At 68.9% G+C, this 23,664-nt stretch carries 30 protein-coding genes; 9 read left to right on the top strand and 21 right to left on the bottom strand.

Annotation, left to right across the window (positions count from 1 at the left end):
- The first annotated feature begins 1 nt into the window (after window position 1).
- Both ttcA and EOE66_RS08130 read left to right on the top strand, forming a co-directional pair.
- Window positions 2–937, top strand: coding sequence for a tRNA 2-thiocytidine(32) synthetase TtcA (gene ttcA / locus EOE66_RS08125; protein WP_128228146.1), 936 nt, complete (start codon window positions 2–4; stop codon window positions 935–937).
- A gap of 2 nt (window positions 938–939) precedes the next feature.
- On the top strand, window positions 940–1,566 hold the full coding sequence (locus tag EOE66_RS08130; protein ID WP_245478952.1) for a DUF4136 domain-containing protein: 627 nt from the start codon (window positions 940–942) through the stop codon (window positions 1,564–1,566).
- Between the two features lie 13 nt (window positions 1,567–1,579).
- On the opposite strand, the gene EOE66_RS08135 is transcribed toward EOE66_RS08130, so the two are convergent.
- Both EOE66_RS08135 and EOE66_RS08140 read right to left on the bottom strand, forming a co-directional pair.
- A complete protein-coding gene (locus EOE66_RS08135; RefSeq protein ID WP_164885030.1) occupies window positions 1,580–2,914 on the bottom strand; it encodes an amidase in 1,335 nt (444 codons plus the stop codon).
- A gap of 7 nt (window positions 2,915–2,921) precedes the next feature.
- Entirely contained in the window at window positions 2,922–3,563 is a 642-nt protein-coding gene (locus EOE66_RS08140) for a UbiX family flavin prenyltransferase (protein WP_128228148.1), read from the bottom strand.
- A 77-nt stretch (window positions 3,564–3,640) separates the two neighbouring features.
- Between EOE66_RS08140 and EOE66_RS08145 the strand changes: the two genes are divergently transcribed.
- The 3 genes from EOE66_RS08145 (at window position 3,641) to EOE66_RS08155 (ending at window position 6,076) form a co-directional block, all read left to right on the top strand.
- Entirely contained in the window at window positions 3,641–4,465 is an 825-nt protein-coding gene (locus tag EOE66_RS08145) for a class I SAM-dependent methyltransferase (RefSeq protein WP_128228149.1), read from the top strand.
- 145 nt (window positions 4,466–4,610) lie between these two features.
- Window positions 4,611–5,531 (top strand): RNA polymerase sigma factor RpoH, encoded by a 921-nt coding sequence (gene rpoH, locus EOE66_RS08150; RefSeq protein ID WP_128228150.1) that lies wholly within the window; start codon window positions 4,611–4,613, stop codon window positions 5,529–5,531.
- A 23-nt stretch (window positions 5,532–5,554) separates the two neighbouring features.
- Entirely contained in the window at window positions 5,555–6,076 is a 522-nt protein-coding gene (locus EOE66_RS08155) for a M15 family metallopeptidase (protein WP_128228151.1), read from the top strand.
- Between the two features lie 28 nt (window positions 6,077–6,104).
- On the opposite strand, the gene EOE66_RS08160 is transcribed toward EOE66_RS08155, so the two are convergent.
- The 5 genes from EOE66_RS08160 to EOE66_RS08180 are packed head-to-tail and all read right to left on the bottom strand — an operon-like array spanning window position 6,105 to window position 10,149.
- The gene (locus EOE66_RS08160; RefSeq protein ID WP_128228152.1) at window positions 6,105–6,707 is read right to left on the bottom strand and encodes an SCO family protein; all 603 of its coding nucleotides are present in this window, start codon (window positions 6,705–6,707) and stop codon (window positions 6,105–6,107) included.
- Window positions 6,683–7,600, bottom strand: coding sequence for a heme o synthase (gene cyoE, locus EOE66_RS08165; RefSeq protein ID WP_128228153.1), 918 nt, complete (start codon window positions 7,598–7,600; stop codon window positions 6,683–6,685). The genes EOE66_RS08160 and cyoE overlap by 25 nt, the downstream gene beginning before the upstream one ends.
- 15 nt (window positions 7,601–7,615) lie before the next feature.
- Entirely contained in the window at window positions 7,616–8,749 is a 1,134-nt protein-coding gene (locus tag EOE66_RS08170) for a COX15/CtaA family protein (RefSeq protein WP_128228154.1), read from the bottom strand.
- A 1-nt stretch (window position 8,750) separates the two neighbouring features.
- Window positions 8,751–9,473, bottom strand: coding sequence for an SCO family protein (locus tag EOE66_RS08175; protein WP_128228155.1), 723 nt, complete (start codon window positions 9,471–9,473; stop codon window positions 8,751–8,753).
- A complete protein-coding gene (locus EOE66_RS08180; protein ID WP_128228156.1) occupies window positions 9,421–10,149 on the bottom strand; it encodes an SURF1 family protein in 729 nt (242 codons plus the stop codon). Before EOE66_RS08180 ends, EOE66_RS08175 begins: the two co-directional genes overlap by 53 nt.
- A 36-nt stretch (window positions 10,150–10,185) precedes the next feature.
- Here EOE66_RS08180 and EOE66_RS08185 point away from each other — a divergent pair, with 36 nt between their 5' ends.
- Window positions 10,186–10,416, top strand: a complete 231-nt coding sequence (locus EOE66_RS08185; RefSeq protein ID WP_128228157.1) for a twin transmembrane helix small protein — start codon at window positions 10,186–10,188, stop codon at window positions 10,414–10,416.
- Between the two features lie 81 nt (window positions 10,417–10,497).
- Here the strand turns inward: EOE66_RS08185 and EOE66_RS08190 are convergent, their stop codons facing one another.
- The 8 genes from EOE66_RS08190 to EOE66_RS08220 all read right to left on the bottom strand — a co-directional run bounded on the left by EOE66_RS08190 (window position 10,498) and on the right by EOE66_RS08220 (window position 16,954).
- On the bottom strand, window positions 10,498–11,382 hold the full coding sequence (locus EOE66_RS08190; RefSeq protein ID WP_128228158.1) for a cytochrome c oxidase subunit 3: 885 nt from the start codon (window positions 11,380–11,382) through the stop codon (window positions 10,498–10,500).
- A 55-nt stretch (window positions 11,383–11,437) separates the two neighbouring features.
- Window positions 11,438–11,668: a DUF2970 domain-containing protein gene (locus tag EOE66_RS08195; protein ID WP_128228159.1), complete on the bottom strand. Its 231-nt coding sequence runs from the start codon at window positions 11,666–11,668 to the stop codon at window positions 11,438–11,440.
- Complete coding sequence (locus EOE66_RS08200; protein ID WP_128228305.1) at window positions 11,665–12,282, bottom strand: cytochrome c oxidase assembly protein; 618 nt, start codon at window positions 12,280–12,282, stop codon at window positions 11,665–11,667. Before EOE66_RS08200 ends, EOE66_RS08195 begins: the two co-directional genes overlap by 4 nt.
- A 19-nt stretch (window positions 12,283–12,301) precedes the next feature.
- Window positions 12,302–12,418, bottom strand: a complete 117-nt coding sequence (locus EOE66_RS22030; protein WP_210214355.1) for a cytochrome oxidase small assembly protein — start codon at window positions 12,416–12,418, stop codon at window positions 12,302–12,304.
- A 16-nt stretch (window positions 12,419–12,434) separates the two neighbouring features.
- Window positions 12,435–14,069 carry a cytochrome c oxidase subunit I gene (ctaD, locus tag EOE66_RS08205; protein WP_128228160.1) on the bottom strand — a complete coding sequence of 545 codons (1,635 nt, stop codon included), beginning with the start codon at window positions 14,067–14,069 and terminating at the stop codon, window positions 12,435–12,437.
- Window positions 14,070–14,102: 33 nt separating this feature from the next.
- Window positions 14,103–15,290 (bottom strand): cytochrome c oxidase subunit II, encoded by a 1,188-nt coding sequence (coxB, locus tag EOE66_RS08210; RefSeq protein ID WP_375137462.1) that lies wholly within the window; start codon window positions 15,288–15,290, stop codon window positions 14,103–14,105.
- Complete coding sequence (locus EOE66_RS08215) at window positions 15,287–15,880, bottom strand: DUF2244 domain-containing protein (protein ID WP_128228162.1); 594 nt, start codon at window positions 15,878–15,880, stop codon at window positions 15,287–15,289. The genes coxB and EOE66_RS08215 overlap by 4 nt, the downstream gene beginning before the upstream one ends.
- Window positions 15,881–16,024: 144 nt before the next feature.
- Entirely contained in the window at window positions 16,025–16,954 is a 930-nt protein-coding gene (locus EOE66_RS08220; protein WP_128228163.1) for a class I SAM-dependent methyltransferase, read from the bottom strand.
- Window positions 16,955–16,976: 22 nt separating this feature from the next.
- Between EOE66_RS08220 and EOE66_RS08225 the strand changes: the two genes are divergently transcribed.
- Window positions 16,977–17,702, top strand: a complete 726-nt coding sequence (locus EOE66_RS08225; RefSeq protein ID WP_128228164.1) for a ComF family protein — start codon at window positions 16,977–16,979, stop codon at window positions 17,700–17,702.
- Window positions 17,703–17,709: 7 nt separating this feature from the next.
- Window positions 17,710–18,183 carry a tRNA (cytidine(34)-2'-O)-methyltransferase gene (locus EOE66_RS08230; RefSeq protein WP_128228165.1) on the top strand — a complete coding sequence of 158 codons (474 nt, stop codon included), beginning with the start codon at window positions 17,710–17,712 and terminating at the stop codon, window positions 18,181–18,183.
- A gap of 21 nt (window positions 18,184–18,204) precedes the next feature.
- Here the strand turns inward: EOE66_RS08230 and EOE66_RS08235 are convergent, their stop codons facing one another.
- The 4 genes from EOE66_RS08235 to EOE66_RS08250 form a co-directional block, all read right to left on the bottom strand.
- Entirely contained in the window at window positions 18,205–19,206 is a 1,002-nt protein-coding gene (locus EOE66_RS08235; RefSeq protein WP_128228166.1) for an NAD(P)H-dependent glycerol-3-phosphate dehydrogenase, read from the bottom strand.
- Window positions 19,207–19,303: 97 nt separating this feature from the next.
- Window positions 19,304–19,774 (bottom strand): protein-export chaperone SecB, encoded by a 471-nt coding sequence (secB, locus tag EOE66_RS08240; RefSeq protein WP_128228167.1) that lies wholly within the window; start codon window positions 19,772–19,774, stop codon window positions 19,304–19,306.
- A 136-nt stretch (window positions 19,775–19,910) separates the two neighbouring features.
- Window positions 19,911–20,177, bottom strand: a complete 267-nt coding sequence (grxC, locus tag EOE66_RS08245) for a glutaredoxin 3 (RefSeq protein ID WP_128228168.1) — start codon at window positions 20,175–20,177, stop codon at window positions 19,911–19,913.
- Window positions 20,178–20,227: 50 nt separating this feature from the next.
- Entirely contained in the window at window positions 20,228–20,704 is a 477-nt protein-coding gene (locus tag EOE66_RS08250) for a rhodanese-like domain-containing protein (RefSeq protein WP_128228169.1), read from the bottom strand.
- 59 nt (window positions 20,705–20,763) lie between these two features.
- Between EOE66_RS08250 and gpmA the strand changes: the two genes are divergently transcribed.
- The gene (gene gpmA, locus EOE66_RS08255; protein WP_128228170.1) at window positions 20,764–21,516 is read left to right on the top strand and encodes a 2,3-diphosphoglycerate-dependent phosphoglycerate mutase; all 753 of its coding nucleotides are present in this window, start codon (window positions 20,764–20,766) and stop codon (window positions 21,514–21,516) included.
- A gap of 28 nt (window positions 21,517–21,544) precedes the next feature.
- On the opposite strand, the gene EOE66_RS08260 is transcribed toward gpmA, so the two are convergent.
- Together EOE66_RS08260 and EOE66_RS08265 are read right to left on the bottom strand one after the other, a co-directional pair.
- On the bottom strand, window positions 21,545–22,756 hold the full coding sequence (locus tag EOE66_RS08260; RefSeq protein WP_128228171.1) for an HD-GYP domain-containing protein: 1,212 nt from the start codon (window positions 22,754–22,756) through the stop codon (window positions 21,545–21,547).
- Complete coding sequence (locus EOE66_RS08265; RefSeq protein ID WP_128228172.1) at window positions 22,753–23,655, bottom strand: ribose-phosphate diphosphokinase; 903 nt, start codon at window positions 23,653–23,655, stop codon at window positions 22,753–22,755. Before EOE66_RS08265 ends, EOE66_RS08260 begins: the two co-directional genes overlap by 4 nt.
- Window positions 23,656–23,664 lie beyond the last annotated feature (9 nt).

Raw genomic sequence — 23,664 nt, forward strand, 5'->3', positions numbered from 1 at the left:
GATGAACGCCACCGTCGAATTCCACCCGGCCAAGAAGCTGGCGGTGTCCATGCAGAAGCTGGGCAAGCGCCTGCACCGCCAGGTGGGCCAGGCCATCGTCGACTTCAACATGATCGAAGCCGGCGACAAGGTGATGGTCTGCCTGAGCGGCGGCAAGGACAGCTACGCGATGCTCGACATCCTGCTGAGCCTGCGCGAGCGTGCGCCCATCCACTTCGACATCGTCGCCGTCAACCTGGACCAGAAGCAGCCCGGCTTCCCGACCGAGGTGCTGCCGGCCTACCTGACGAAGCTGGGCGTGCCCTTCCACATCGAGAACCAGGACACCTACAGCATCGTCAAGAAGCTGGTGCCCGAGGGCCAGACGATGTGCAGCCTGTGCAGCCGGCTGCGCCGTGGCATCCTGTACCGCGTGGCCGGCGAGTTGGGCGCCACCAAGATCGCGCTGGGTCACCACCGCGACGACATGGTCGTCACGCTGATGATGAACATGTTCTTCGGCGGCCGCATGAAGGGCATGCCGGCCAAGCTGGTGAGTGACAACGGCAAGCACACCGTCATCCGCCCGCTGGCCTACGTGGCCGAGACTGATCTGGAGAAGTGGGCGGTGCACCGCCAGTTCCCCATCATCCCCTGCACGCTGTGCGGCAGCCAGAGCGACCTGCAGCGAGTGCAGGTGAAGAAGATGATCCGCGAATGGGAGCGCCAGTACCCCGGCCGCACCGACAACATGCTGCGTGCGATGGCCCACGTGGTGCCTTCGCACCTGATGGACCGGAACCTCTACCCCTTCACGACGATCACACCCACCGGTGAGGCCAGCGCCGAGGGCGACATCGCTTTCGACGAAGAGCCTTGTTCAACGCCCTCAACGCCGAACCGCGTGCATCTGCACCGGGCTGGCGATGCCGAGGGCGACGACGATCTGGAGGACTGACCATGAAGTCTCGTGTCACCCCCGTGCAGCGCTGGCTGCAACTCGGCGCCCTGGTGATGGGCGGCCTGCTGCTCTCGGCCTGCGCCGGCCTGCGCAGCGTGAGCACCGAGGTGTCCAGCTTCGGCGAGTGGCCGGCCGACCGCAAGGCCGGCACCTACGCCTTCGAGCGCCTGCCCTCGCAGCAGGCGCTGGCCGCCGAAACCGAACTGCTGGAGAACGCCGCCCGCCCGGCGCTGGAGAAGGCCGGCTTCAAGCCCGCGGCCGAAGGCCAGCAACCCGACGTGCTGGTGCAGGTGGGCGCGCGCGACAGCCGCTACATCGACAGCCCCTGGGACGACCCGCTGTGGTGGCGCGGTGGCTTCGGCTATTGGCGCCACGGGCCGTGGATCTCGCCGCGCTGGCAGCTCAGCCTGCGCAGCGAGTTCCCGCGTTACGAAAGCCAGGTGGGCCTGTTGCTGCGCGACCGCGCCACCGGCAAGCCGCTCTTCGAGAGCAAGGCCCTGGCCGACACCGGCAGCCGCGCCGATGCGCAGCTCTACGGCGCGCTCTTCCAGGCGGCGCTGATGGACTTTCCGAAGCTGGGCATGAACCCGCGCCGCGTGGTGGTGGAACTGCCGCCCACGCCCTGAGGCGGCGGGCGCCTCAGTCGCCGCAGGCCGCGTGCGTGATCGTGCGGGCCTCCAGGCGCTCTTCGACCCACGCGGCCACCTCGAACAGCCGCGCGTCCTGGCCCGGCCGCGCCACCAGCTGCAGGCCCAGCGGCAGGCCCTGGGCGTCCAGCCCGCCGGGCAGCGTGAGGCAGGGGCAACCCAGCAGCTGCCAGGGCCGGTTGAACGCCGGATCGCCCGTCTGGCGCAGGCTGCGCGGCGCGGCGCCGGGGGCGGCCGGCGTGAGCAGCACCTCGGCCTGGCCGAATAGTTCTTCGATGCGCAAGCCCGTGGCCTGCGCCGTGCTCAGCGCGGCAGCGTAGGCTGCGGCGGGCAGGGCCGCGCCTTCGTCCAGCAGGGCGCGCAAGCCGGCAGAGAGTTGCCGGCGCCGATACTGGCGCTCGGCGGCCAGGGCCATCGCGGTTTCGAACACCTGCACGGTGCGCTGGGCGTCGAAGAGCGAATCGAAACCTTCGGGCCACACGGCCAGCTGCATGGTCGCACCGGCCGCTGAGAGCCGCGCCGCCGCGTCTTCCACCATCGCGACCATGGGCGCCGACAAAGCCTGCGCCCGGGACGTGAGCGTCACGCCCAGGCGCGGGGTGGCTGCATCGCCGCCCAGCCTCGGGGCCGGGCCGGCGCCCCAGGCGCCCAGCACCCCCGAGAGCAAGGCGGCATCGGCCACGCTGCGCGCCAGCACGCCGATCTCGTCGAGCGTGTCCGAATTCGGCTTGGCCCCCGCCCGCGGCAGGCGCCGCGGCGAGGGCTTGTAACCCACGGTGCCGCAGAATGCGGCCGGCCGGATCACCGAGCCTGCCGTCTGCGTGCCCAGCGCCAGCGGCACGAGGCCGGCGGCCACCGCCGCCGCCGAGCCGCTGGACGAGCCACCCGGCGTGTGGGCCGGCACGTGCGGGTTGCGCGTGGCGCAGGGCGTCATGTTCGCGAACTCGGTGCAGGCGGTCTTGCCCATCACCCAGGCGCCAGCGGCACGCGCCAGCGCCACCACGGCGGCGTCGGCCTGCGGCACATGGCCGGCGTAGACGGCCGAGCCATAGGCCGTGGGCAGGCCCGCGGTGTCGATGTTGTCCTTGATGCCGAGCGGCAGACCGTGCAGTGCACCCGAGGCGCTGCCGCCGGCAGCCGCCTGATCCAGCGCGCGCGCCCGGCGGCGTGCGGCGGCCGCATCCAGGTGGGCCCAGGCGTGCAGGCGCGGCCCCAGCGCCAGCGCACGTTCGGTGAGGGCTTGCGCCAGGGTCTCGGCCTTCAGCTCGCGCGCGGCCAGCGCGCGGGCGAGGGTGGTGGCGTCGAGGGTGTGCAGGGGGGCGGTCATGGGTGCCTCAGAGGTCGTCGTCCGCGGCACCATCTTCGCCGCGCGGGCGGCCGCGCTGCCCGCCGTCCCAGCGCTTGACGGCGGCGCTGTCCAGGTCGAAGAGATCGAGCGCGCGGCCCACGGTCTGGTCGACGATGTCCTGCACCGTGGCGGGCCGCTGATAGAAAGCCGGCACCGGCGGCATGATCACCGCGCCGTTGCGCGTGGCCTGGTCCATCAGCGCGATGTGGCCGGCGTGCAGCGGGGTCTCGCGCAGCAGCAGCACCACGCGGCGGCGCTCCTTCAGGCAGACGTCGGCCGCGCGCACGACGAGTTCGTCGTTGTAGCAATGGGCGATGCCGCTGAGCGTCTTGATCGAGCAGGGCGCCACCAGCATGCCCAGGGTGCGGAACGAGCCCGAGGACACCGTCGCGCCGATGTCGCGCGGGCTGTGCACCACGTCGGCCAGGGCGCGCACGTCGGCAGCGCTGTGGTCGGTTTCTTCGGCGAGCGTGCGCGCGCCCGAGGGCGTGAGGATGAGGTGGGTCTCGATGCCGCCCATCTCGCGCAGCAACTGCAGGGCGCGCACGCCGTAGATCGCGCCCGAGGCGCCGGTGATGGCGACGATCAAGCGGCGGGGCGAAGAAGGTGGCGGTGCAGCAGGCTTCATCGCGCGATTGTCCTGCCCAATGGCTGTCATCATCGGCGGCACCCCCAGTTCTCCCGACACCGCCGCGAGCCTTTTGCATGAACCTCCGCAAGTTGCTGCGCCCGCCGCAGCCCCGCCTGCCGCTGACCGGCCATGAGCCCAGCCCGGTTCCCGTGCCGGCCGTGGACCGGCTGCGCGACGACGACCTGCAGCAGCTCAACAGCCTGCTGAAGTGGAACTGCTACACGGTGGACAGCCGGGGCCGGCGCTTCGGCGATTGCGCCCGTGCGGGCAAGCGCGAACTGCCACAGCCCATCCCTGACCGCCGCATCGCGCTGTTCGACCAGGCCTGCGGCCTGACCGGCCGCAGTGTGCTGGAGGTCGGCTGCTTCGAAGGCGTGCACACGATCGGCCTGGCCCAGGCCGGCGCCCAGGTCACGGCGGTGGACGCGCGCATGGAAAACGTCGTCAAGACGATGCTGCGCTGCCAGTTCTACGGCGTGGTGCCCGATGTGCGCCGCTGCGACTTGGAAGTGCAGGCCGAACTGGAAAGCCTGCCCGACGTGGACCTGCTGCACCACGTCGGCGTGCTGTACCACCTGGTCGACCCGGTGCGGCACCTGCAGGCGCTGGCGCCAAAGGTGCGCCGGGGCTTGATGCTCGACACCCACGTGGCAACGGCAGAGACGGCGCGGCACATGCTGCTCAGCGGCGGGCGCCAGTGGCGCTGCCAGCGGTATGCCGAAGGCGGCGTCGGCGAGGTCTTCTCGGGCATGTACGACCACGCCGCGTGGCTGGTGCTGGACGACCTGCTGCAACTGCTGGTGGAGCTGGGCTTCGCGCAGACCCGGGTGCACGAGCACCGCGACGAGCGCAACGGCCCCCGGGTGCTGATCTTCGCCGAGCGCGGGCTGCCAGCCTAGGATGTTTGCGCACACTCTCGCCTTTAACTCGAATTTTTCAGCGATCGCCAGGCATCCTTCTGCTGGCAGGGTTCGATATCAGCACTCCCCCACGGAGAGTGCTAATATTTGCGGAACCTCATCCCTCCCTGGGAGTCAGAGCCGCATGAACATCACCGCCGCCACCGCTGTCACCGTCCGCGACCCCTGGTCCCTGGTGCCCTCGCTGGGCAACCTGGATGCCTATGTGTCGGCCGTCAACCGCATGCCGATGCTCACGCCGACGGAAGAGACCGAGCTCGCCCGCGCATTGCGCGACAAGGGCGACGTGCAGGCCGCCGGCCGCCTGGTGCTGAGTCATCTGCGCCTGGTGGTGAGCATCTCGCGCCAGTACCTGGGCTACGGCCTGCCGCAGGGCGACCTGATCCAGGAAGGCAACGTCGGCCTGATGAAGGCCGTCAAGCGCTTCGACCCCGAGCAGGGCGTGCGGCTGGTCAGCTACGCCATGCACTGGATCAAGGCCGAGATCCACGAGTACATCCTGAAGAACTGGCGCATGGTGAAGGTGGCCACCACCAAGGCCCAGCGCAAGCTGTTCTTCAACCTGCGCTCGATGAAGCAGGGCATGAAGGGCGAAGCCGCCGACGCCGACACGCACCGCAACACGCTCACGCCGGCCGAAGTGGCCAGCGTGGCGCGCGAGCTCAACGTCAAGGCCGACGAGGTGGTGGAGATGGAGATGCGCCTGTCGGGCGGTGACGTGGCGCTGGAGCCGCAAACCGACGATGGCGAAGAGAGCTACGCCCCCATCGCCTATCTGGCCGACGACAGCCAGGAACCCACCCGCGTCATCGAGGCGCGCAGCCGCGACTGGCTCGCCGGCGACGGCATCGCCCAAGCGCTGAACGCGCTGGACGAGCGCAGCCGCCGCATCGTCGAAGAGCGCTGGCTCAAGGTCAACGATGACAGCTCCGGCGGCATGACGCTGCACGAGCTGGCCGCCGAGTACGGTGTCAGCGCCGAGCGCATCCGCCAGATCGAAGTGGCGGCGATGAAGAAGATGCGCAAGGCGCTCGTGCCGGCCTGATCACACCGCCTGGGCCGGCAACGATGTTGACCCCAGCGCTGGCGCAATCGCTGCACGTGCTGGGCATCACGCCGACCCTGCTGCAAGCCCGCGGCCTGCAGCCCTGCGCCGAGGCCACGCAACTCACGTTGGCGGAGATCGGGCCCGAAGGCCGCGAGTTCCTGCTGGAACCGGGCGCCGCGCAGGCTTGGCAAACGATGAAGGCAGCCGCCTCGCGCGACGGCGTGGCGATGTGCCTGGTCTCGGCCTTCCGCAGCGTGGGCCGCCAAACGGAGATCCTGCGCGACAAGCTGGCTGCAGGCGTGAGCATCGAAGAAGCCCTGCGGTGGGTGGCCCCGCCGGGCTACAGCGAACACCACAGCGGCCGCGCCATCGACATCGGCGTGCCCGGCGAACCTGCGCTGGAGGAATGCTTCGAGACCACCGAGGCCTTCGCTTGGCTGCAGGCGCACGCCGCGTCGCATGGCTTCAGCCTGTCCTACCCGCGCGGCAACACCTCAGGCTACGGCTACGAGCCCTGGCACTGGTGCTTCCAGGCGCGTTGAGCGCGCATCCAAACGCTCGGCAAGGGCTTCAGGCCGTCTGCTTCAGCAGGATCTGCAGGTCGTGCTTCAGGGCCTCGGCGCCCGCGCCGTAGCGCGTGAAGAGCCGCACCTTGCCCTGGGCGTCGAAGATGTAGCTGCCGGCGGTGTGGTCCAGGGTGTAGCCACCCTCGGTCTTGCCAGGCACCTTTGCGTAGAACACCTTGAAGCGCTTGGCCATGGCCTTGGTTTCTTCGGGTGTACCACGCAGGGCAATGAAGTCCGGGCTGAAGTTCTGCACGTAGGCCTTCAGCACCTCGGGCGTGTCGCGTTCGGGGTCGATGCTGACGAAGACACCCTGCACCTTCGCGCCATCGGCGCCCAACGCCTGCTTCACCTGCGCGAGTTCGAGCATGGTCGTGGGGCACACATCGGGGCACTGCGTGAAGCCGAAGAACACCACCGTCAACTTGCCCTTGAACTCGCTGATGTGGCGGCGCTTGCCCTCGGTGTCGGGCAGGTCGAGGTCTTGAGCGTAGTCGGCACCGGTGATGTCCACCGCCTTGAAGGAAAGCGGTGCTGCGGCCTGGTCACAAGCGCCCAGCACAGGCGCCAGGGCTGCGGCGGTGATCAGGCGACGGCGCGAGACAGCCATGGGTTCACGTAGTGATCGACCAGCAGCGCGGCAAACAGCAGCGACAGGTGCCAAATCGAGAAACGGAAGGTCTTGCGGGCCAGCGCGTCGCTGTACTCGCGCCAGAGTTGCCAGGCGTAGGCGATGAAGCCGACCCCCAGCACCAAGGCCGCCGCCAGATAGAGCCAGCCGCTCATGCCGTAGACGAAGGGCAGCAGCGTTGCCGCGAACAGCACCAGCGTGTAAAGCAGCACCTGCAGACGCGTGAACTCCGAGCCGTGCGTGATGGGCAGCATCGGCAGGCCGGCCTTGCGGTAGTCCTCCACCCGGTACAAGGCCAGCGCCCAGAAGTGCGGCGGTGTCCACAGGAAGATGATCAGGCAAAGCATCAGCGCTTCGGGGCCCACGTCGCCCGTCATCGCCGCCCAGCCCAGCACCGGTGGCATCGCCCCACTGGCGCCACCGATCACGATGTTCTGCGGCGTCAGCGGCTTGAGCACCACGGTGTAGACCACCGCGTAACCCACGAAGGTGGCGAAGGTCAGCCACATCGTCAGCGGGTTGACCCAGATGTAGAGGATCGCGCTGCCGGCTGCACACAGCACCGCCGAAAACGCCAGCGTATACGGCGTGGTGAGCTCACCTTTGGCCGTGGGGCGCCAGGCGGTGCGCTGCATGCGGCGGTCGATCTGCTGTTCGACCAGGCAGTTGAAGGCCGCTGCCGCGCTGGCCACCAGCCAGATGCCGAGCACGGCCGCACCGGCCAGGCGCCAGTCCGGCAGGCCGGGCTGCGCCAGCAGCACCCCGATGAGCGCGCAGAACACGATGAGCTGCACCACGCGCGGCTTGGTCAGCGCGTAGAACTGGGCCCAGCGTGAACTGGTGGGCCGGGGGGCGGCAAGGGTCTCACTCATGGGCAACCGCGCATTTTAGGCGGCGGCCGTCGCGGGGCGGCGTTCCGGCATTGCCGAGCTTTGCGCACTGCGCGCGAGAAGCAGCGCGAGCAACAGCACCAGCGCTGCGGCACCGGCCGAGTGGCCCAGTGCCGCCAGCAAGGGCCAGCCCAGCACCACGTTGGACAAGCCGCTGAGCAACTGCGCCAGCAGCAGCAGCAGCAAGGCGCCGGCAAAACGCCGGGCCACCGCGCCACCGTCGTGCCACAGGCGCCAGGCCAGCAAGGCGAAAAGCAGCACCACCACAACGGCGAACAGGCGGTGCGCCATGTGGATGGCCACCAGCGCCTCGAAAGGCAGCGCGCCGCCGCCAGTGGCCTGTCCGAGTTCACGCAGCACCGCGAAGCCCTGGGCCACGTCCATCGCCGGCCACCAGCTGCCGTTGCACTGCGGAAAGCCCGTGCAGGCCAGCACCGCGTAGTTCGTGCTGACCCAACCGCCCAGCGCGATCTGCACCGCCAGCGCAGCCGCGGCGGCCAGCCCCCAGGCGCGCACGCCCGGCGCCAGCGCCATCGGGCGCCGGCGGAAGGCCTCGTGCTGGAAGGCCAGCATCGCCAGCAAGGCCAGCCCGCCCAGCAGGTGCAGCGTGACCACGGCCGGGTAGAGCTTGAGCGTGACCGTGTACTTTCCGAACAGCCCCTGCACGATCACCCACACCAGCGTCACCGTGGGCCACCACGGCGAGAAAGGCAGGCGCTGCCGCTCGCGCCAGGCGGTGGCCGCCATCACCAGGATCAGCACGCCCACGGTCATCGCGAGGTAGCGGTGGATCATTTCGATCCAGGCCTTGCTCCAGGTAACGGGGCCGCTGGGCAGCGCGGTCTGAGCGGCGTGGATTTCCGCGCGCGCGCCGAAGGGCGTGGCTTCGCCGTAGCAGCCGGGCCAGTCGGGACAGCCCAGGCCTGAGTCGCTCAGCCGGGTGAAGGCGCCGAAGACGATGAGATCGAAGGTCAGGAAGAGCGTCACCGTCGTCAGCGCGGCCAGTCGGCGTTGCGTGCTGGCGCCCCGCTGGCGAAGCCACACCCAGCACAGCGGCAGCAGCGCCACCACCAGCGCCAGCAGCAGCAGACGCAGGGTGGGGGCCAGGTCGACGAGCGGCTGGGGCTCCACGTCAGCGACCGGCCTTGTCCCAGAAGCTGGAGGCGCGCAAGACCTTGTCGAGATCGCGCTTGACACGGGAAGGCTCGGGGTCGACCGGCGCACGCATCATCCACTCGCCCATCGGATCGACGACATAGAGGTGCTCGTCGATGCGTCTGCCAGCCTCGGGCGCCAGCCAGCGAGCCACAGCTGCGGCATCGGCGCGCAGCACCGTCACCGGCACCGCGCCGCCCAGCGCTTCACGCAACTGGGGTGTGAGGGGTTGTTCGTCGGTGACGATCCACACCTTGTCCAGCCGGTCGCGCTCTCGACCCAGCATCTCCCGCAGTTGGCGCTGCATGAACAGGCGCTTCTCGCACGCGGCATCGCAGGCCGCCGGGCCTACGGCCATCAGCAGCCACTGGCCGTGCAGCGAGCGTGCCGTGACGGGTGTGCCTTCCAAGGTGCGCAGGTTCAGGTCGGCCGGCAAGCTGCGCGTCGGGAGGATCAGTTCGCTGTAGTTCGTGCGCCCTTCGGGCCGGATGACGAAGTAGGTGAAGTAGGACGCGATGACCGGCGAGGCGCACACCAGCAAAACCAGCAGCATCTTCAGCCGGCCGATGCGCGTGCGCGAGCCGTCGGCAGCGCCCCCCTGGCCGAGTTCGGGGCCAGCCAGGCTGTGCACCGTCAGGGCCACGGGCTCAGGCGCCGCGGGCGCGGACCCGGGCGGGACGGACGAGTTGGAACCAGACATACAGACCGATGATGAGGGCGCTGAGCGCGAACCACTGGAACGCGTACCCGTGGTGCTTGTCGACGCCGAGGGCCGGCTGCGGCCACTGGCGCAGCAGGCCATCGGCCGGCGGGGCGGCGCCGTCCTCCTGCACCAGGGCCATCGGCCGCAGTGGGAGACCCGTCTCGCGGGCGAAAGACGACACGTCGAGATTTTGCCGGATCGCCCCGGAAGCCGCGCCTTCGAACTCGTACAACCGGGCCGGGCCGGGGGCGATGCGCCCCTGCACCTGCACCGTGCCCTCGGGCGGCGGCGGTGCCGCGATGCGCGTGCGATCGAGGATGTCCCGAGGCAGCCAACCGCGTTGCACCAGCACGGCGCTGCCGTCGTCCAGCTGCAAGGGCGTGACGGCGTAGAAGCCAGGGCGACCGTTCATCTGGCGGTTCTCGAGATAGACGGTCTGCGCGGCCAGCCAACGGCCTTGCACGGCGGCGAGGCGGTGCACCTGGGGCGGCAGTTCGGCGGCGGCCGAGGCCAGTTCGGCCTGGCGCAGGGGCGGCAAGGCACGCTGCGTCGCCAGCGCCTGCTGCAAGGCCGTCTTCTGTGCGGCGCGGTCGAGCTGCCACACGCCCAGCCTCGCGGTCAGCGCTGCCGACAGCAAGGCCACGAGCAGGACGATGGCGTTGCGCACCTTCATCGGTGGCCTGACGCCCGGCACGGATAATCCCCAGCGATGAAAACCGTGATGGTCTTGTTCCTCGTGGCCGTGCTCGTGGCTTTGGCCAGTGCTGGTGTCTTCATGATGCGGCGCGGCAACGACAAGGCGGCCGACAGCAACCGCAGCAAGCACATGGCGCGTGCGCTGGCGGTGCGGGTCGGGCTGTCGGTGGCCTTGTTCCTGCTCATCTTGCTGAGTTGGGCCATGGGGTGGGTGCAACCCACGGGCCTGCCCACCGGGCGCTGAGCGACGGGGTAGCTCGCCGCTGCGCCGCTGCAAAAACAAACGCCGCTTCACGCGGCGTTTGCATTGGGCGCTGATGGAAGCTCAGAGCCAGTACACCAGGAAGTACAGACCCAGCCACACCACGTCCACGAAGTGCCAGTACCAAGCTGCGCCTTCGAAACCGAAGTGACGCTCGGGCGTGAAGTGACCCTTCATCAGCCGGATGGTGATGAACAACAGCATCAACATGCCCACGAGCACGTGGAAGCCGTGGAAGCCCGTCAGCATGAAGAAGGTGCTGCCGAAGATGCCGCTGCTGAGCTTGAGGTTCAGGTCACGGTAGGCATGGATGTATTCGAAGGCCTGCACGCCGACGAAGGTGGCACCCAGAGCGACCGTGATCCACATCCACAGGATGGTCTTGCCGCGGTTGCCAGCGATCAGCGCGTGGTGGGCGATCGTCAGGGTGACACCCGAAGTCAGCAGCAGGGCCGTGTTGATGGTGGGCAGGGGCCAGGGGCCGATGGTGCTGAAGGGCTCCACGGTGCCCGCCGGCGAGGCCGTGATGCCGGGGCCGGCGCTGGGCCACAGGGCCTTGAAGTCGGGCCACAGCAGCTGGTTCTCAAGGCTGCCCAGGTTGGGCACGGCGTGCACGCGAGCCCAGTAAAGAGCCCCGAAGAAAGCCGCGAAGAACATCACCTCGCTGAAGATGAACCAGCTCATGCTCCAGCGGAAGCTGACATCGATGCGGTCGCTGTAGAGGCCGCTTTCGCTTTCGCGGATGGCCTCGCTGAACCACTGGAACATCACGGTCAGCCACACGGCCATGCCGGCCAGCAGGACCCAAGGTGCCCAGGTGGAGCCGTTGACCCACTGCCCGGCGCCGAGGATGACGAGAAAGAGGCCACCGGCCATCAGCACCGGGTGGCGCGAGGGCGCGGGGATGTAGTAGTGCGGCGTGCTGCCGGCAGCGGTGGTGGCGGACATGTTGTGTGTTTCTCCTCGAACCAGAATATCCAATGTGACGGGCGCTGGGGCCCCCTCAGGCCCCGGCGACGCCGCTGCCGATGACCCAGCGCACCAGCAGCACCAGCGCCAGCACGAACAAGGCTGCCCCAAGCAGCCCGGCGACGATCACGTGCACCGGATTGAGCTTCTGCACGTCTTGCGCAAGATCGGCCGACCGGCGCACGCCAAAGAACGACCACCCGACAGCCCGCGCCGTCTGCAGGAAGGACCCGCGGCGTGCGACCGCGTCCTTGAGATCGCTCACAGGCCGGCCCCTTTCAGCGAGACCGCCTTCACGCCCACCGAACCTGTGGGTGCTGCAGGCACCTTGCCGCCCACCTCGAAGAAGGTGTACGACAAGGTGATGGTCGTCACGTCTTTCGGCAGCTTGGGGTTGATGACGAAGGTAACGGGCCACTCGCGGCGCTCGCCGGGCGCGAGCGTCCACTCGTTGAAGCAGAAGCACTCGACCTTGCTGAAGTGCGCACTGGCCTGGCGCGGTGCGTAGCTCGGGATCGCCTGAGCCGCCATCGTGCGGTTCTGGCGGTTCCGGAACTCGTACATCACCGTCATCATCTCGCCCGGGTGCACCTGCAGCGAGCTGCGCGCGGGCTTGAAATCCCAGGGGCCGCGCACGTTGCCGTCGAATTCGACCGTGATGGTGCGGCTGGTGTCGACCTGCGTGTTCGCCGGCACCGAATGCGTGCTCCACTTGCCGGTGGCGATGCGTTGCTCAGAGAGGCTGAGCACGTTGATGCCCAGCGCCTCGCAGATGGCGCGGTACATCGGCACCAGCGCGTAGCCGAAGCCGAACATCACCGCCACGATGACGAGCAACTTGCCCAGCATGCGCCGGTTGTCGGCAAAGAGGCGGTTCATCGATGGCATGGTCGGGCTCTCAACCGCCGAAGTAGGCGAGCTTGGTGACGAAGCCCAGCGCGAAGACCAGAGCCACCGACGCCAGGATCAGACCCAAACGCCGGTTGGCCTTGCGCTGCTGTTCACTCAGAGCCATGGGGCACCGTCTGCGCTCAGCCGATCACGCGCGTGGCGGTGGCGTCCAGCTTCGGGGGCGTCTCGAAGGTGTGCCACGGCGCCGGCGAAGGCACTTCCCACTCCAGGCCTTCAGCGGCTTCCCAGGGCTTCTGGGGCGCCGGCTCGCCCTTGCCGCGCATCATGGGCAGCACGACGAAGACGAAGAAGTAGACCTGCATCAGCCCGAAGCCGAATGCGCCCACCGAGGCGATGGCGTTGAAGTCGGCGAACTGCATCGGGTAGTCGGCATAACGGCGGGGCATGCCGGCCAGACCCAGGAAGTGCATCGGGAAGAAGGTGATGTTGAAGAAGATCAACGAACCCCAGAAGTGGATCTTGCCGCGCGTCTCGCTGTACATGACACCGGTCCACTTCGGACCCCAGTAGTACACACCCGCGAACAGCGCGAACAGCGAGCCCGCCACCAGCACGTAGTGGAAGTGCGCCACCACGTAGTAGGTGTCCTGCAACTGGATGTCGATGGGCGCCATGGCCAGGATCAGGCCCGTGAAGCCGCCCATGGTGAACACGAAGAGGAAGCCCACGCTCCAGAGCATCGGGGTCTCGAAGGTCATCGAGCCCTTCCACATCGTGGCGATCCAGTTGAAGATCTTCACGCCCGTGGGCACCGCGATCAGCATGGTCGCGTACATGAAGAAGAGCTGGCCCGTCACCGGCATGCCGGTGGTGTACATGTGGTGCGCCCACACGATGAAGCTCAGGATGGCGATGGAGGCCGTGGCGTACACCATCGAGGTGTAGCCGAAGAGGCGCTTGCGTGCGAAGGCCGGGATGATGGCGCTGACGATGCCGAACGCCGGCAAGATCATGATGTAGACCTCGGGGTGACCGAAGAACCAGAAGATGTGCTGGTACATCACCGGGTCACCGCCGCCGGCGGGGTTGAAGAAGCTGGTACCGAAGTGGCGGTCGGTCAGCGTCATCGTGATGGCGCCGGCCAGCACGGGCATCACCGCGATGAGCAGGTAGGCCGTGATCAGCCAGGTCCAGGCGAACAGCGGCATCTTCATCAGCGTCATGCCAGGCGCGCGCATGTTCAGGATGGTGACGATGATGTTGATCGAGCCCATGATCGAGCTCGCGCCCATGATGTGCATGGCGAAAATGCCAGCGTCCATCGAGGGGCCCATCTGCAGCGTCAGCGGCGCATAGAGCGTCCAGCCGGCGGCCGGGGCGCCACCGGGCATGAAGAAGCTGCCCACCAGCATCAGCGCCGCCGGGATCAGCAGCCAGAAGCTGAGGTTGTTCATGCGCGCGAAGGCCATGTCCGCCGCGCCGATCTGGAGCGGCAGCATCCAGTTCGCGAAGCCCACGAAGGCCGGCATGATGGCGCCGAACACCATGATCAGGCCGTGCATCGTCGTGAGCTGGTTGAACAGCTCCGGGTTGACGAACTGCAGGCCCGGCTGGAAGAGCTCGGCACGGATGCCCAGCGCCAGCACGCCACCCACCATCAGCATCGCGAAGCTGAACAGCAGGTACATCGTGCCGATGTCCTTGTGGTTGGTGGCGAACAGCCAACGACGCCAGCCATGCGGATGGCCGTGGTCGTGGGCGTGGTCGTCAGAATGGCCGCCTGCGTGGCCCTTGGGGTCGAGAACTGCGCTCATGGTGAATCCTTTTGGCGTCTGCTGGGCGGCCGATTACTTGCGGGCGGCAACAATTTCAGACGGCTGCACGACCGTGCCCGTCTTGTTGCCCCAGGAATTCTTGGTGTAGGTGGCCACAGCCGCAATCTCGGTGTCCGAGAGCGTCTTCCAGGCCGGCATCGCCCCGTTGGCGGCGCCATTCAACAGGATCTGGATCTGCTTGCTCTTGTCGGCGTCGGTCACCACCGGGCTGCCGTCGAGTGCCTTGATGGGGCCGGCGCCCTTGCCGTCGGGCCGGTGGCAGGCGGCGCAGTTGGCGGCGTAGACCTTCTCGCCACGGGCCACCAGGTCTTCCAGCGTCCAGACCTTGCTCGGATCATCGGCCAGCGCGGCCATTTCCTTCTTCTTGCCTTCCACCCACTTGGCGTAGTCCTCGGTGCTGAGCACCTTCACGTGGATGGGCATGTAGGCGTGCTCCTTGCCGCAGAGCTCGGCGCACTGGCCGTAGTAATCGCCCACCTTTTCGGCGCGGAACCAGGTGTCGCGCACGAAGCCGGGGATGGCATCCTGCTTGACGCCCAAGCTGGGCACCATCCAGGCGTGGATCACGTCGTTGGCCGTGGTGACGATGCGCACCTTCTGGTTGACGGGCACGACCAGGGGGTTGTCCACCTTCAGCAGGTAGTCGTCACCCGAGGGCTTGCCGCTGTCGGACATGGTGCGCTGCGACACGTCGAGCGTCGACAGGAAGGCGATGCCCTCACCCTGGCCCTTCAGGTAGTCGTAGCCCCACTTCCACTGGTAGCCGGTGGCCTTGATGGTGAGGTCGGCGTTGCTGGTGTCCTTCATGGCCACCACGGTGCGCGTGGCCATGGCGCCCATGATCACGACGATGATGAAGGGCACGATGGTCCAGGCGATCTCGACCGCCACACTCTCATGGAAGTTCGCCGGCTTGTGGCCCAGCGACTTGCGGTGCTTGAGGATCGAATAGAACATCACCGCGAACACCGCGATGAAGATCACCAGGCACACCACCAGCATGAAGTTGTGCAGGAAGTGCTGCTGCTCGCCGATCTTGGTGACCGGATCGTGCAGGTTCAACTGGTTGACCTTGGGGCCGCCGGGCAGGTCGTTCGTGGCCAGGGCCACGCCGCTTGCCGTCAGGGCACCCAGGGCCAGCAAGGGCTGCGCGCAGCGCCGGGTCAGGCTGGACCAGGAGATAGGCTTCATCGTCATCATGGAGTGCTTCGGTTCGGATCGGTCTCTGTGCCAGGCTGCGAAGACAAGCGACGCAGGGCCCGGCGGAGTTCTTGTGCGAAGGCGCCGCGCAGTTCCGGACGCAGCTGGCGCCCCACCTGCACGAGTTGCCCTCGCCCCCGGAGCTGCACCAGCGAGCCCTGCCCGCGGGCGGGCTCCACGTGCAGCCAGTCGGCAAGGAATTCGGTGCGATCGACCTTGGAGCCCACGCACTGCTCGACCTGGAGCGAGCGCCCCACGAGTGTGAGGACTTCTCGATCACCCGCGTGGCGAGCGAAGAGCAGCAGCGCAAGCCCAACCGCCAGCAATTCAAGGCCCGTGAACAGCAGCACCAGCGGCGCACCCTGCAGGAAAAAGAAAGTGCCTATGAACAGCGACACCGCGCAGAGCGAGGCGTAGAACCAGCCCAATTGGCGCGGCGTGATCGAGCAGTTGCGCTTGAACAGCCACTGCAATGACACAGGGCTGCCGGGCAGGTGAGCCAGCACCACCTCGCGCCCGAAAACCCAGGACCCATCGCGCAGCGAAGCGTGCGGCTCGGGCCAGAGGCCTGGGGCGTAGGTGGCGGACATCGGAGGGCGTACTGCAGGGGCGGAAGTGACGGTGCGGGCTGGAGCAGGCATCAAACGCTCGCTGGTGCAGCCGATTGCGGCGACCCAACCCCTAATTTCATCTGGAATTCTATAGCAGTGAGCCCGCTTCACCGGGCTGCGGGGTCAGCCTCTACCGTCTGATCGGCGGCCAGACTTCACCATGGCGCGCAGGTCTGCCAGTGGCACCTGGGTTTCGGCGGCCAAGCGCGCCCTGGGCAGGGGCTTGAAGGCATGGCCGTAGACGATCTCGAAGTCCAGGCCGAGGCGGCCATCCGGGCCGGCCAGGCCACGCAGGGCCTGGAGCAGTTGCTGCCGCCAACGCGGCGTGCGCAGGCCCGGGTAGCGGTCCAGGGCCAGGTTGCCCCCCAACTGCCGCAGTTCGGCCAACAGCTCTTCGGGCGTGGCCCAGGTGAGGGTGATGGTTTCCTGGTCCATCACCGGGTCTGCGAAGCCAGCCTCGATCAGCATGTCGCCGAGGTCGTGCATGTCGACGAAAGGCGCCAGGGGCGACGGCCAGCCTTTCGCCCGGTACAGGGCCTGCAGGCTGTTCAAGGTGCCGGGGCCGAGCGTCGAGAACATCAAGAAGCCGTCGACGGCCAGCGCCCGGTGCCATTGGCGCATCCGCCGCAGCGGCTCGGCGGCGCCGTGCAAACCCATGTTGGCCCACACCAGCTGCACCTGTCCGGGCGTCACCGCATCGGGGTCCATCGCCTGCGCAGCGGCGCCGGCCCAGCGGCGTGGCGACCACCAGGGCTGCGCCAGAGCCTCGGCCGTGGCGCCAAGCCGCGTGGCGCTGTGCTCCACGGCCAGAAGGCGCGCCCTTGGGTAGCGCTCGCGCAACTGCGGCTGGCTGGCGCCGAGGAAGGCCTCCCAGTCGGCCACCGCAGCGGGCTGCATCTTGATGAAGGGCAGCCGCTCGGCCATGCGCCGCGCCACCTCGCCGTGCAGCCAGGGAGGCTGCGCCGCGGCCTGCAGCCGGCGCTGCACGCGCTCCAGCGCGCGGACGTCCAGCGGACGGGCCTTGTCGCTGCCGCCGGAGTCGGGGAGTGCCATGGGTGGGCAGTATATTGAGCCGATGCGCCGCCACGCCCCTGCCAGGCTCACGTTGCCGCAGCAGTGCGAGGTCTGCCGGCGCTGGGCAGACAGCGGCATCTGCGCCGAGTGCCTGTGCCGCTTCGCCGCGCCGCGCCCGCGTTGCACCACCTGCGGCCTCGTCACGGGGCTGGCCTTGCCGCGATGCGGCGCCTGTCTGCGAGAGCCGCCTCCCTTCGAATGCACGGTCTGCGTGGCCGACTACGCCTACCCCTGGGATCGCCTCATCACCGCCTTCAAGTTTCACGGCCGCGCCGAACTCGCCATGCCGCTGGCGGAACTGCTTGCCGCGGCGGTCAGACGCTCGGTGGCACAGGCGCCCAGGCCCTGGCCCGACACCGTGCTGCCCGTGCCCCTGGCACCAGCGCGCCTGCGCGAGCGGGGCTACAACCAGGCGTGGGAACTGGCGCGGCACGTGGCCCGCACCCTGGCGCTGCCGTCGGACGCCGCGCTGCTGCAGCGCCCGCTGGACACCGCGCACCAGAGCGCCTTGACGCGCAGCGAACGCCAGCGCAACCTGCGCACGGCCTTCATGGCCGACCCGCAGCGGCGCAACGCGCTGCAAGGCCGGCGTGTCGCGCTGGTCGATGACGTGATGACCACGGGCGCCACGGTGCGCGAATCCGCTGCCGTGCTGCGCCGCGCCGGCGCGGCGGCGGTCGAGGTCTGGGTGCTGGCGCGCACGCCCGACAACCCCACCGCCGATTGAAGTTCCCATGTTCCACATCGTGCTCGTCCACCCCGAGATTCCGCCCAACACCGGCAACGTGATCCGCCTGGCCGCCAACACCGGCTGCGCGCTGCACCTGGTGGAGCCGCTGGGTTTCTCGATGGACGACAAGCTGCTGCGGCGCGCCGGCCTGGACTACCACGAGACCGCCGCGGTGCGCCGGCATGCCTCGTGGGAGGCGCTGCTGAGCAGCGAGCGGCCCGACCCGAAGCGCTGCTTCGCGTTCACCACCCGCGGCTCGCAGCCGCTGCCGGCGGTGCACTGGCAGTCCGGCGACTGGATGGTCTTCGGCTGCGAGTCGGCCGGCCTGCCGCCGGCCCTTCGCGACAGCTTTCCGGCCGCGCAGCGGGTGCGCCTGCCCATGCTTGCCGGGCAGCGCAGCCTGAACCTCAGCAACGCAGTGGCAGTGGCGGTTTTCGACGCCTGGCGCCAGTGTGGCTACGAGGGCGCCGCGGGCTGAGGGCCTGCGGCCCGGGTTGCCTCAAGCCTCGGGCCGCGGATCGCGTGCCATCAGCAGGCGCAGCGCATCGGCCGGGCCCAGTCGGCCTTCCAGCACTTCGCAGACGGCATCGGTGATCGGCATCTCCACGCCCGCTGCGCGGGCGCGGTCGCGCACGGTCACGGCGCTGTAGACACCCTCGGCGACATGGCCAAGCTCGCTCAAGGTCTCGGGCAAGGTGCGCCCGGCGGCCAGCATCAGGCCGACGCGCCGGTTGCGCGAGAGGTCGCCGGTGGCCGTGAGCACGAGATCGCCCAGGCCCGACAGGCCCATGAAGGTATCGGGCCGGGCGCCAAGCGCCACGCCCAGGCGCGTCATCTCGGCCAGGCCCCGGGTGATGAGCGCCGCCCGCGCATTGAGCCCCGGCGCCCCTTCGCGGCCCGCCCCAGCCAGGCCATCGACGATGCCGGTGGCGATGGCCAGCACGTTCTTCACGGCGCCGCCCACCTCCACGCCCACGGTGTCGGTGCTGGAGTAGACCCGCAAGTTGTCGCCGTGGAAGGCCGCCACGGCCGACTGGACCAGGGCCGTGTCGTTGCTGGCCGCCACCAAGGCCGTGGGTTGGCCGCGCGCCACCTCGAGCGCGAAGCTGGGGCCGGAGAGCACACCGGCCGCGGCCGAGGGCCGCACCTCGCGCGCCACCTCGTGGCCCAGCGCACCAGTGCGCGCCTCGAAGCCCTTGCACAGCCACAGCACGGGGCGGGCATCGGGAATGCGGGCCAGTTGCTCGCGCAATGCCGCCATCGGCGTGGCGATGACGGTGAGGCCTTGGCACGCATGGGCCTGGGCCTGTGAAAAATCGGCCGTGACGCGCAAGGTCGGCGGCAATGCAACGCCGCCGAGGTAGCGGCTGTTGCGCCGCTCGGCCAACAGGGCCTGGGCCTGGGAGGCGTCGCGCGCCCACAGCAGGGTGTCATGGCGCTGCGCCGCGGCCATGGCCAGCGCCGTGCCCCAGGCGCCCGCGCCGAAGACGGCGATCTTCACAGGCTCGCTGCGCCCCTTCCTTCCCGGATCGGGGCCCCCCGGTCCGGGAAGAGCCCCCCGGGGGTGGCGAAGGCGCGCAGCGACAAGCCCGGAGCCCTTAGTTCACGCCTGTGATGATGCTGGAGCCGCCGTTGGCCTGCGCAGCCATCTGTGCCTGCTGGGCCTCGAACATGGCCTGGAAATTCACTTCGGTCAGCAGGATGGGCGGGAAACCTGCACGGGTGCAGACATCGCTGACGATGGCGCGCAGGTAGGGGTAGATCATCTGCGGGCAGACGATGCTGATAATGCCCTGCATCTGCTCTTCGGGCACGTTGCGGATCTCGAAGATGCCGGCCTGCTTGGCCTCCACCAGGAACAGCACCTTGTCCTTGACCTTGGTGGTGACGGTGGCGGTGACGGTCACTTCGAAGATGCCGTCCTGCACCGGCTGCGCGCCCATGCCCAGGTTGATGTCGACCTGCGGCTGAGCCTGCTCGAGCAGGATCGCCGGCGAATTGGGTTGCTCCAGCGACAGGTCCTTCAGGTACATGCGCTGGATCTGGAAAACGGGGGTCTCGTCGGCCATGAGAGGGGTTCCAAAGGTGACAAAGCCCGACGCCGCAGGTGGCACCGAGCCGCAGCGCGGGATTATGGCCGAGCGCCTGACCTCACCCAGCCCGGCAACGCCCATGAAGCCCCGCGATGCGGGGGCCCAGGAATGTTCAGTTGGCCGCCTGGCCCAGCAAAGGCAGGAGCCCGCCGCGCTGGTCGAGTGCGATGAGGTCGTCGCAGCCGCCGACATGCGTTTCGCCGATGAAGATCTGCGGCACGGTGCGGCGACCGGTGATCTCCATCATGTGCTGGCGCTGCACCGGGTCGAGATCGATCCGGATCTCGTTGATCTGCTCGACACCCCGCTGCTTGAGCAGGGCCTTGGCCCGGACGCAGAAAGGGCAGACCTGCGTGGTGTACATGGTCACGGAACTCATGCGGTGCCTTTCGGAAGCAGATGCAGGCGTGAACGGCGGCTTGCGAACCCTCAGGCCGCCTTGCCGCCCTTTTCACTTTTCTCGGCCTTGTCGTTCTTGTCGGCCTTGTCGGCCTCGGCGGCCTGCTTGTCCACCGGCAGGCTGGCCTCGCGCCAGGCAGCGGTGCCCCCGGCGACCGCCACGGCCTTCTCGTGACCGGCCTGGCGCAGCAGCGCTGCGGCGCGGCCGGCGCGTGCACCCGTGGGGCACATCAGCAACACGGGCAGCTGCTTGTTCGTGGGCAGCGACTTGTGACCCTCGATCTGGCCGAAGGGGATGTTGCGCGCCCCGGCAGCGTGACCAGCGGCGTACTCGCCGGGCTCGCTCACGTCGATGAGCACACCGCGCTCGCGGTTGATCAGGCGCACCGCTTCGGCCGTGCTCACGCTGCCCGAGGCCGAGCCACCCTTGATCATGGGCCACATCAGCAGGCCGCCCGAGGTGGCCGCCAGGGCAAAGAGAGGCCAGTTTTCGAGAAAGAAATTCACCGGGGGGCCTGCGCTGCAAGGCGCGTCTATGCAAACCCCGAATTATAGAATCCGGGCCCATGTACAAGCTTGTCCTCATTCGCCACGGCGAATCCACCTGGAATCTCGAGAACCGCTTCACCGGCTGGACCGACGTGCCGCTGACGGCCACCGGCGTGCGGCAGGCGCAGGAAGCTGGCCGTCTGCTGAAGGAAGCGGGCTACGACTTCGATGTGGCCTACACCTCGGTGCTCAAGCGCGCGGTGTGGACGCTGTGGCATGCACTCGACGCGCTCGATCGCACCTGGCTGCCCGTTCAGCACGACTGGCGCCTGAACGAGCGCCACTATGGCGCGCTGCAAGGCCTGAACAAGGCCGACATGGCCAAGCAGTATGGCGACGAGCAGGTGCTCATCTGGCGTCGCAGCTACGACACGCCCCCGCCGGCACTTGAAGCCACCGATGCGCGCAGCGAGCGCAGCGACATCCGCTACGCCAAGCTCGCACCGGAGCAGATCCCGCTGACCGAGTGCCTGAAGGACACCGTCGCGCGCGTGCTGCCCTTCTGGAACGAGCGCATCGCGCCGGCCATCGTCTCGGGGCAGCGCGTGGTGATCGCCGCGCACGGCAACAGCATTCGCGCGCTGGTGAAGTACCTCGACAACGTGGCCGACGACGCCATCGTCGGCGTCAACATCCCGAATGGCATCCCGCTCGTCTACGAGCTGGATGCGCAGCTCAAACCCCTGAAGAGCTACTACCTCGGTGATGCCGAAGCGGCCGCCAAAGCCGCCGCCGCGGTGGCTGCCCAGGCCGCCGGCAAGACGGCCTGAAGCGCCAGGGCCCGCGGCATCGGCCCGCTCAGGCGGGCGGGGCTTCCTGGTCGAGCAGGCCGTACACCTGCTCGGGCAGCACGCGCGGCAGGTTGGCCTTTTCGGCCAGCGAGCCGGTGATGGCGAACTCGGGCTGCGCAGTGTCGCGGCGCGGTGAGCCCGGCACGGGCCGGCCATTGGCGCCGAACAGCGACACCACCACCGTGCCCCGCCCCGGCGCAGCGCGATGCACGACGATGCCGGCATCGCCGTTCTTCAGCCAGACGAAATCGCCCGGCGGGTAGATGCCCACGGCCTTGATCAGGCCCGCGGCCACCGGGCCGCCCTTCTCTTCCTGGAACAGCTGCCGCGCTGCGAGCTGCGTGGTCAGCGGCGCGCGGAAGGCGCGCGGGCTGATCTTGGCCGTGAAGACATCGGCCGCACGCAGCAGGTGGGCCTGGGTACCCACCTCGTTCAGGCCCTGGGGGTAGCCGCCGCCGCCCGGCCGCTCGTGGTGCTGCTCGATGGCCTGCAGCCAATCGGCCTCCTGCACACCGGCCTTGCGGAGCAGTTGCGCAGACTCCTGGGGGTGGGCGCGTATCTGCGCCATCTGGCGAGCATTGGGCGCCTCGTTCTGCTCGGCCATGCGCGCCTGCAGCTCGACGATGGAGGCGTTCATCGTCAGCGCCGCCCGCACCGCGCAACGCTGGTCTTCGGCGGCCCAGCCCAGCTGCCGGGCGGTGAGCAGCGAGACCGTGGCCGTGTGCAGCGCGTGCGTCAGCGCATACAGCGCAAAGCGGCGGTCGTACTGGCGCACGCACAGGTAAAGCGCGGGGTCGGGATGGCGCTCCACCAGCGCGATGTAGCCATCGGCAAAGGCCTCGAGCTGTGCCGCCGTCGTGCTGCCGCGGCCCAGACCGCGCAAGAGCTCGTCCAGCGTCCAGATCTGCCGCTCCATGCGATCGAACCAGGTGCGCTGGCGGACCACGGGCCCCCAGCCGGCGCCGCCGGCCGACGCAGCGCCGCCACCGGCGGCGGCGCGGGCCGCAGCGCGGGCCGCTTCCGCCTCCACCGGATCGACACAGCCGCCGCGCTCCATCAGCGCATGCAACTGGTCGGCGTCCTGCAGTTGCTTGCCGGCGGCCAAGAGCAGGCGACCCATGCTGTCCAGCACGGCAAAGGGCAGCGGCGCGCCCGGCGTGGTGAGCTCCATCAGCTCACCCAGGGGCACGTTGGGGGGCGGCGATGCGGGTGCGTTCATGCGGCACATCCCGGTTCAAGGCCTGTCAAGCGCTGCACGGCCTCGGCCAGCAGCGGTGCCACGCTGACGGCATTGCTGGCGTGCGGCACGCAGTCGCTGCTCCAGACATGGCGAACGCCGGCAGCGTGAACCTCGGCGAGGGCCTGGCCGACGAAAAGGGCGTGGGTGACGGCCACGTCGACGCTCAGCGCGCCCGCCGCCAGCACGCCACGGGCCGCAGCCACCAGGGTGCGGCCCGTGCTGGCCACATCGTCCAGCAACACGACGGCGCGGCCGCGCACGTCCACGTCGGGCAGCGCCACCTCGACCTCGCGGTCGCCATGGCGTTGCTTGTGGCAGACGGCATGGGCCAGCCCGGCAGCCTGCGCGGCCGCCCGCACCCATTGACCGGCTTCTTCGTCGGGGGCCACCAGCAAGGCGCCGGGCACCTGGCGGGCCGCGTGCAGACCCAGCAAAGGCGCAGCGCTGACAGACAAGCCCCGGCGCCCGGGCAGCACCTCGTCGAGCGAGGCCACGCGATGAAGGTGGGGGTCGACCGTGACCACGGCCTCGAAGGCCGCGGCCAGCAAGGCGCCCAGGTGGCGCTGGCTGACGACTTCGCCGGGGTTGAAGGCCATGTCCTGGCGCATGTAGGCCAGGTAAGGGCTGACCAGCGTGAGCCGCTGCGCGCCGAGTTCACGAGCGCCGGCCGCTGCGAACAGCAGCTCGGTGAGCTTGGCGTTGGGGTCTTCGAGGCCGCGCAGGACGATCACATGCGACGGCAGCACGGGGGGCAGGCGCAGGCGGGTTTCACCGTCAGGAAAGCGGTGGCGCTGCACCACCGCCCAGGGGCAATCCAGCGCCTGGGCCAGCGCGGGCGCCAGCGCGCAGTTGTCTTCGAAAGCCAGCAGTTGCAGCATGCGTTGACG

Origin of the sequence: Rubrivivax rivuli (assembly GCF_004016505.1) — a bacterium.
Lineage (GTDB): Bacteria > Pseudomonadota > Gammaproteobacteria > Burkholderiales > Burkholderiaceae_C > Rubrivivax > Rubrivivax rivuli.

Bases quoted from the DNA above. Each gene is read 5' to 3' on its own strand.
- ctaD (WP_128228160.1), bottom strand. From the start codon at position 14,069: ATGAGCGCAGTTCTCGACCCCAAGGGCCACGCAGGCGGCCATTCTGAC.
- coxB (WP_375137462.1), bottom strand. From the start codon at position 15,290: ATGATGACGATGAAGCCTATCTCCTGGTCCAGCCTGACCCGGCGCTGC.
- EOE66_RS08145 (WP_128228149.1), top strand. From the start codon at position 3,641: ATGAACCTCCGCAAGTTGCTGCGCCCGCCGCAGCCCCGCCTGCCGCTG.
- gpmA (WP_128228170.1), top strand. From the start codon at position 20,764: ATGTACAAGCTTGTCCTCATTCGCCACGGCGAATCCACCTGGAATCTC.
- EOE66_RS08185 (WP_128228157.1), top strand. From the start codon at position 10,186: ATGAAAACCGTGATGGTCTTGTTCCTCGTGGCCGTGCTCGTGGCTTTG.
- EOE66_RS08225 (WP_128228164.1), top strand. From the start codon at position 16,977: ATGCGCCGCCACGCCCCTGCCAGGCTCACGTTGCCGCAGCAGTGCGAG.
- EOE66_RS08160 (WP_128228152.1), bottom strand. From the start codon at position 6,707: ATGGCTGTCTCGCGCCGTCGCCTGATCACCGCCGCAGCCCTGGCGCCT.
- EOE66_RS08265 (WP_128228172.1), bottom strand. From the start codon at position 23,655: ATGCTGCAACTGCTGGCTTTCGAAGACAACTGCGCGCTGGCGCCCGCG.
- EOE66_RS08140 (WP_128228148.1), bottom strand. From the start codon at position 3,563: ATGAAGCCTGCTGCACCGCCACCTTCTTCGCCCCGCCGCTTGATCGTC.
- EOE66_RS08135 (WP_164885030.1), bottom strand. From the start codon at position 2,914: ATGACCGCCCCCCTGCACACCCTCGACGCCACCACCCTCGCCCGCGCG.
- rpoH (WP_128228150.1), top strand. From the start codon at position 4,611: ATGAACATCACCGCCGCCACCGCTGTCACCGTCCGCGACCCCTGGTCC.
- EOE66_RS08215 (WP_128228162.1), bottom strand. From the start codon at position 15,880: ATGTCCGCCACCTACGCCCCAGGCCTCTGGCCCGAGCCGCACGCTTCG.
- EOE66_RS22030 (WP_210214355.1), bottom strand. From the start codon at position 12,418: ATGGCTCTGAGTGAACAGCAGCGCAAGGCCAACCGGCGTTTGGGTCTG.
- EOE66_RS08175 (WP_128228155.1), bottom strand. From the start codon at position 9,473: ATGTCTGGTTCCAACTCGTCCGTCCCGCCCGGGTCCGCGCCCGCGGCG.
- EOE66_RS08180 (WP_128228156.1), bottom strand. From the start codon at position 10,149: ATGAAGGTGCGCAACGCCATCGTCCTGCTCGTGGCCTTGCTGTCGGCA.
- grxC (WP_128228168.1), bottom strand. From the start codon at position 20,177: ATGAGTTCCGTGACCATGTACACCACGCAGGTCTGCCCTTTCTGCGTC.
- cyoE (WP_128228153.1), bottom strand. From the start codon at position 7,600: ATGAGTGAGACCCTTGCCGCCCCCCGGCCCACCAGTTCACGCTGGGCC.
- EOE66_RS08190 (WP_128228158.1), bottom strand. From the start codon at position 11,382: ATGTCCGCCACCACCGCTGCCGGCAGCACGCCGCACTACTACATCCCC.
- EOE66_RS08130 (WP_245478952.1), top strand. From the start codon at position 940: ATGAAGTCTCGTGTCACCCCCGTGCAGCGCTGGCTGCAACTCGGCGCC.
- EOE66_RS08200 (WP_128228305.1), bottom strand. From the start codon at position 12,282: ATGAACCGCCTCTTTGCCGACAACCGGCGCATGCTGGGCAAGTTGCTC.
- secB (WP_128228167.1), bottom strand. From the start codon at position 19,774: ATGGCCGACGAGACCCCCGTTTTCCAGATCCAGCGCATGTACCTGAAG.
- EOE66_RS08230 (WP_128228165.1), top strand. From the start codon at position 17,710: ATGTTCCACATCGTGCTCGTCCACCCCGAGATTCCGCCCAACACCGGC.
- ttcA (WP_128228146.1), top strand. From the start codon at position 2: ATGAACGCCACCGTCGAATTCCACCCGGCCAAGAAGCTGGCGGTGTCC.
- EOE66_RS08220 (WP_128228163.1), bottom strand. From the start codon at position 16,954: ATGGCACTCCCCGACTCCGGCGGCAGCGACAAGGCCCGTCCGCTGGAC.
- EOE66_RS08260 (WP_128228171.1), bottom strand. From the start codon at position 22,756: ATGAACGCACCCGCATCGCCGCCCCCCAACGTGCCCCTGGGTGAGCTG.
- EOE66_RS08155 (WP_128228151.1), top strand. From the start codon at position 5,555: ATGTTGACCCCAGCGCTGGCGCAATCGCTGCACGTGCTGGGCATCACG.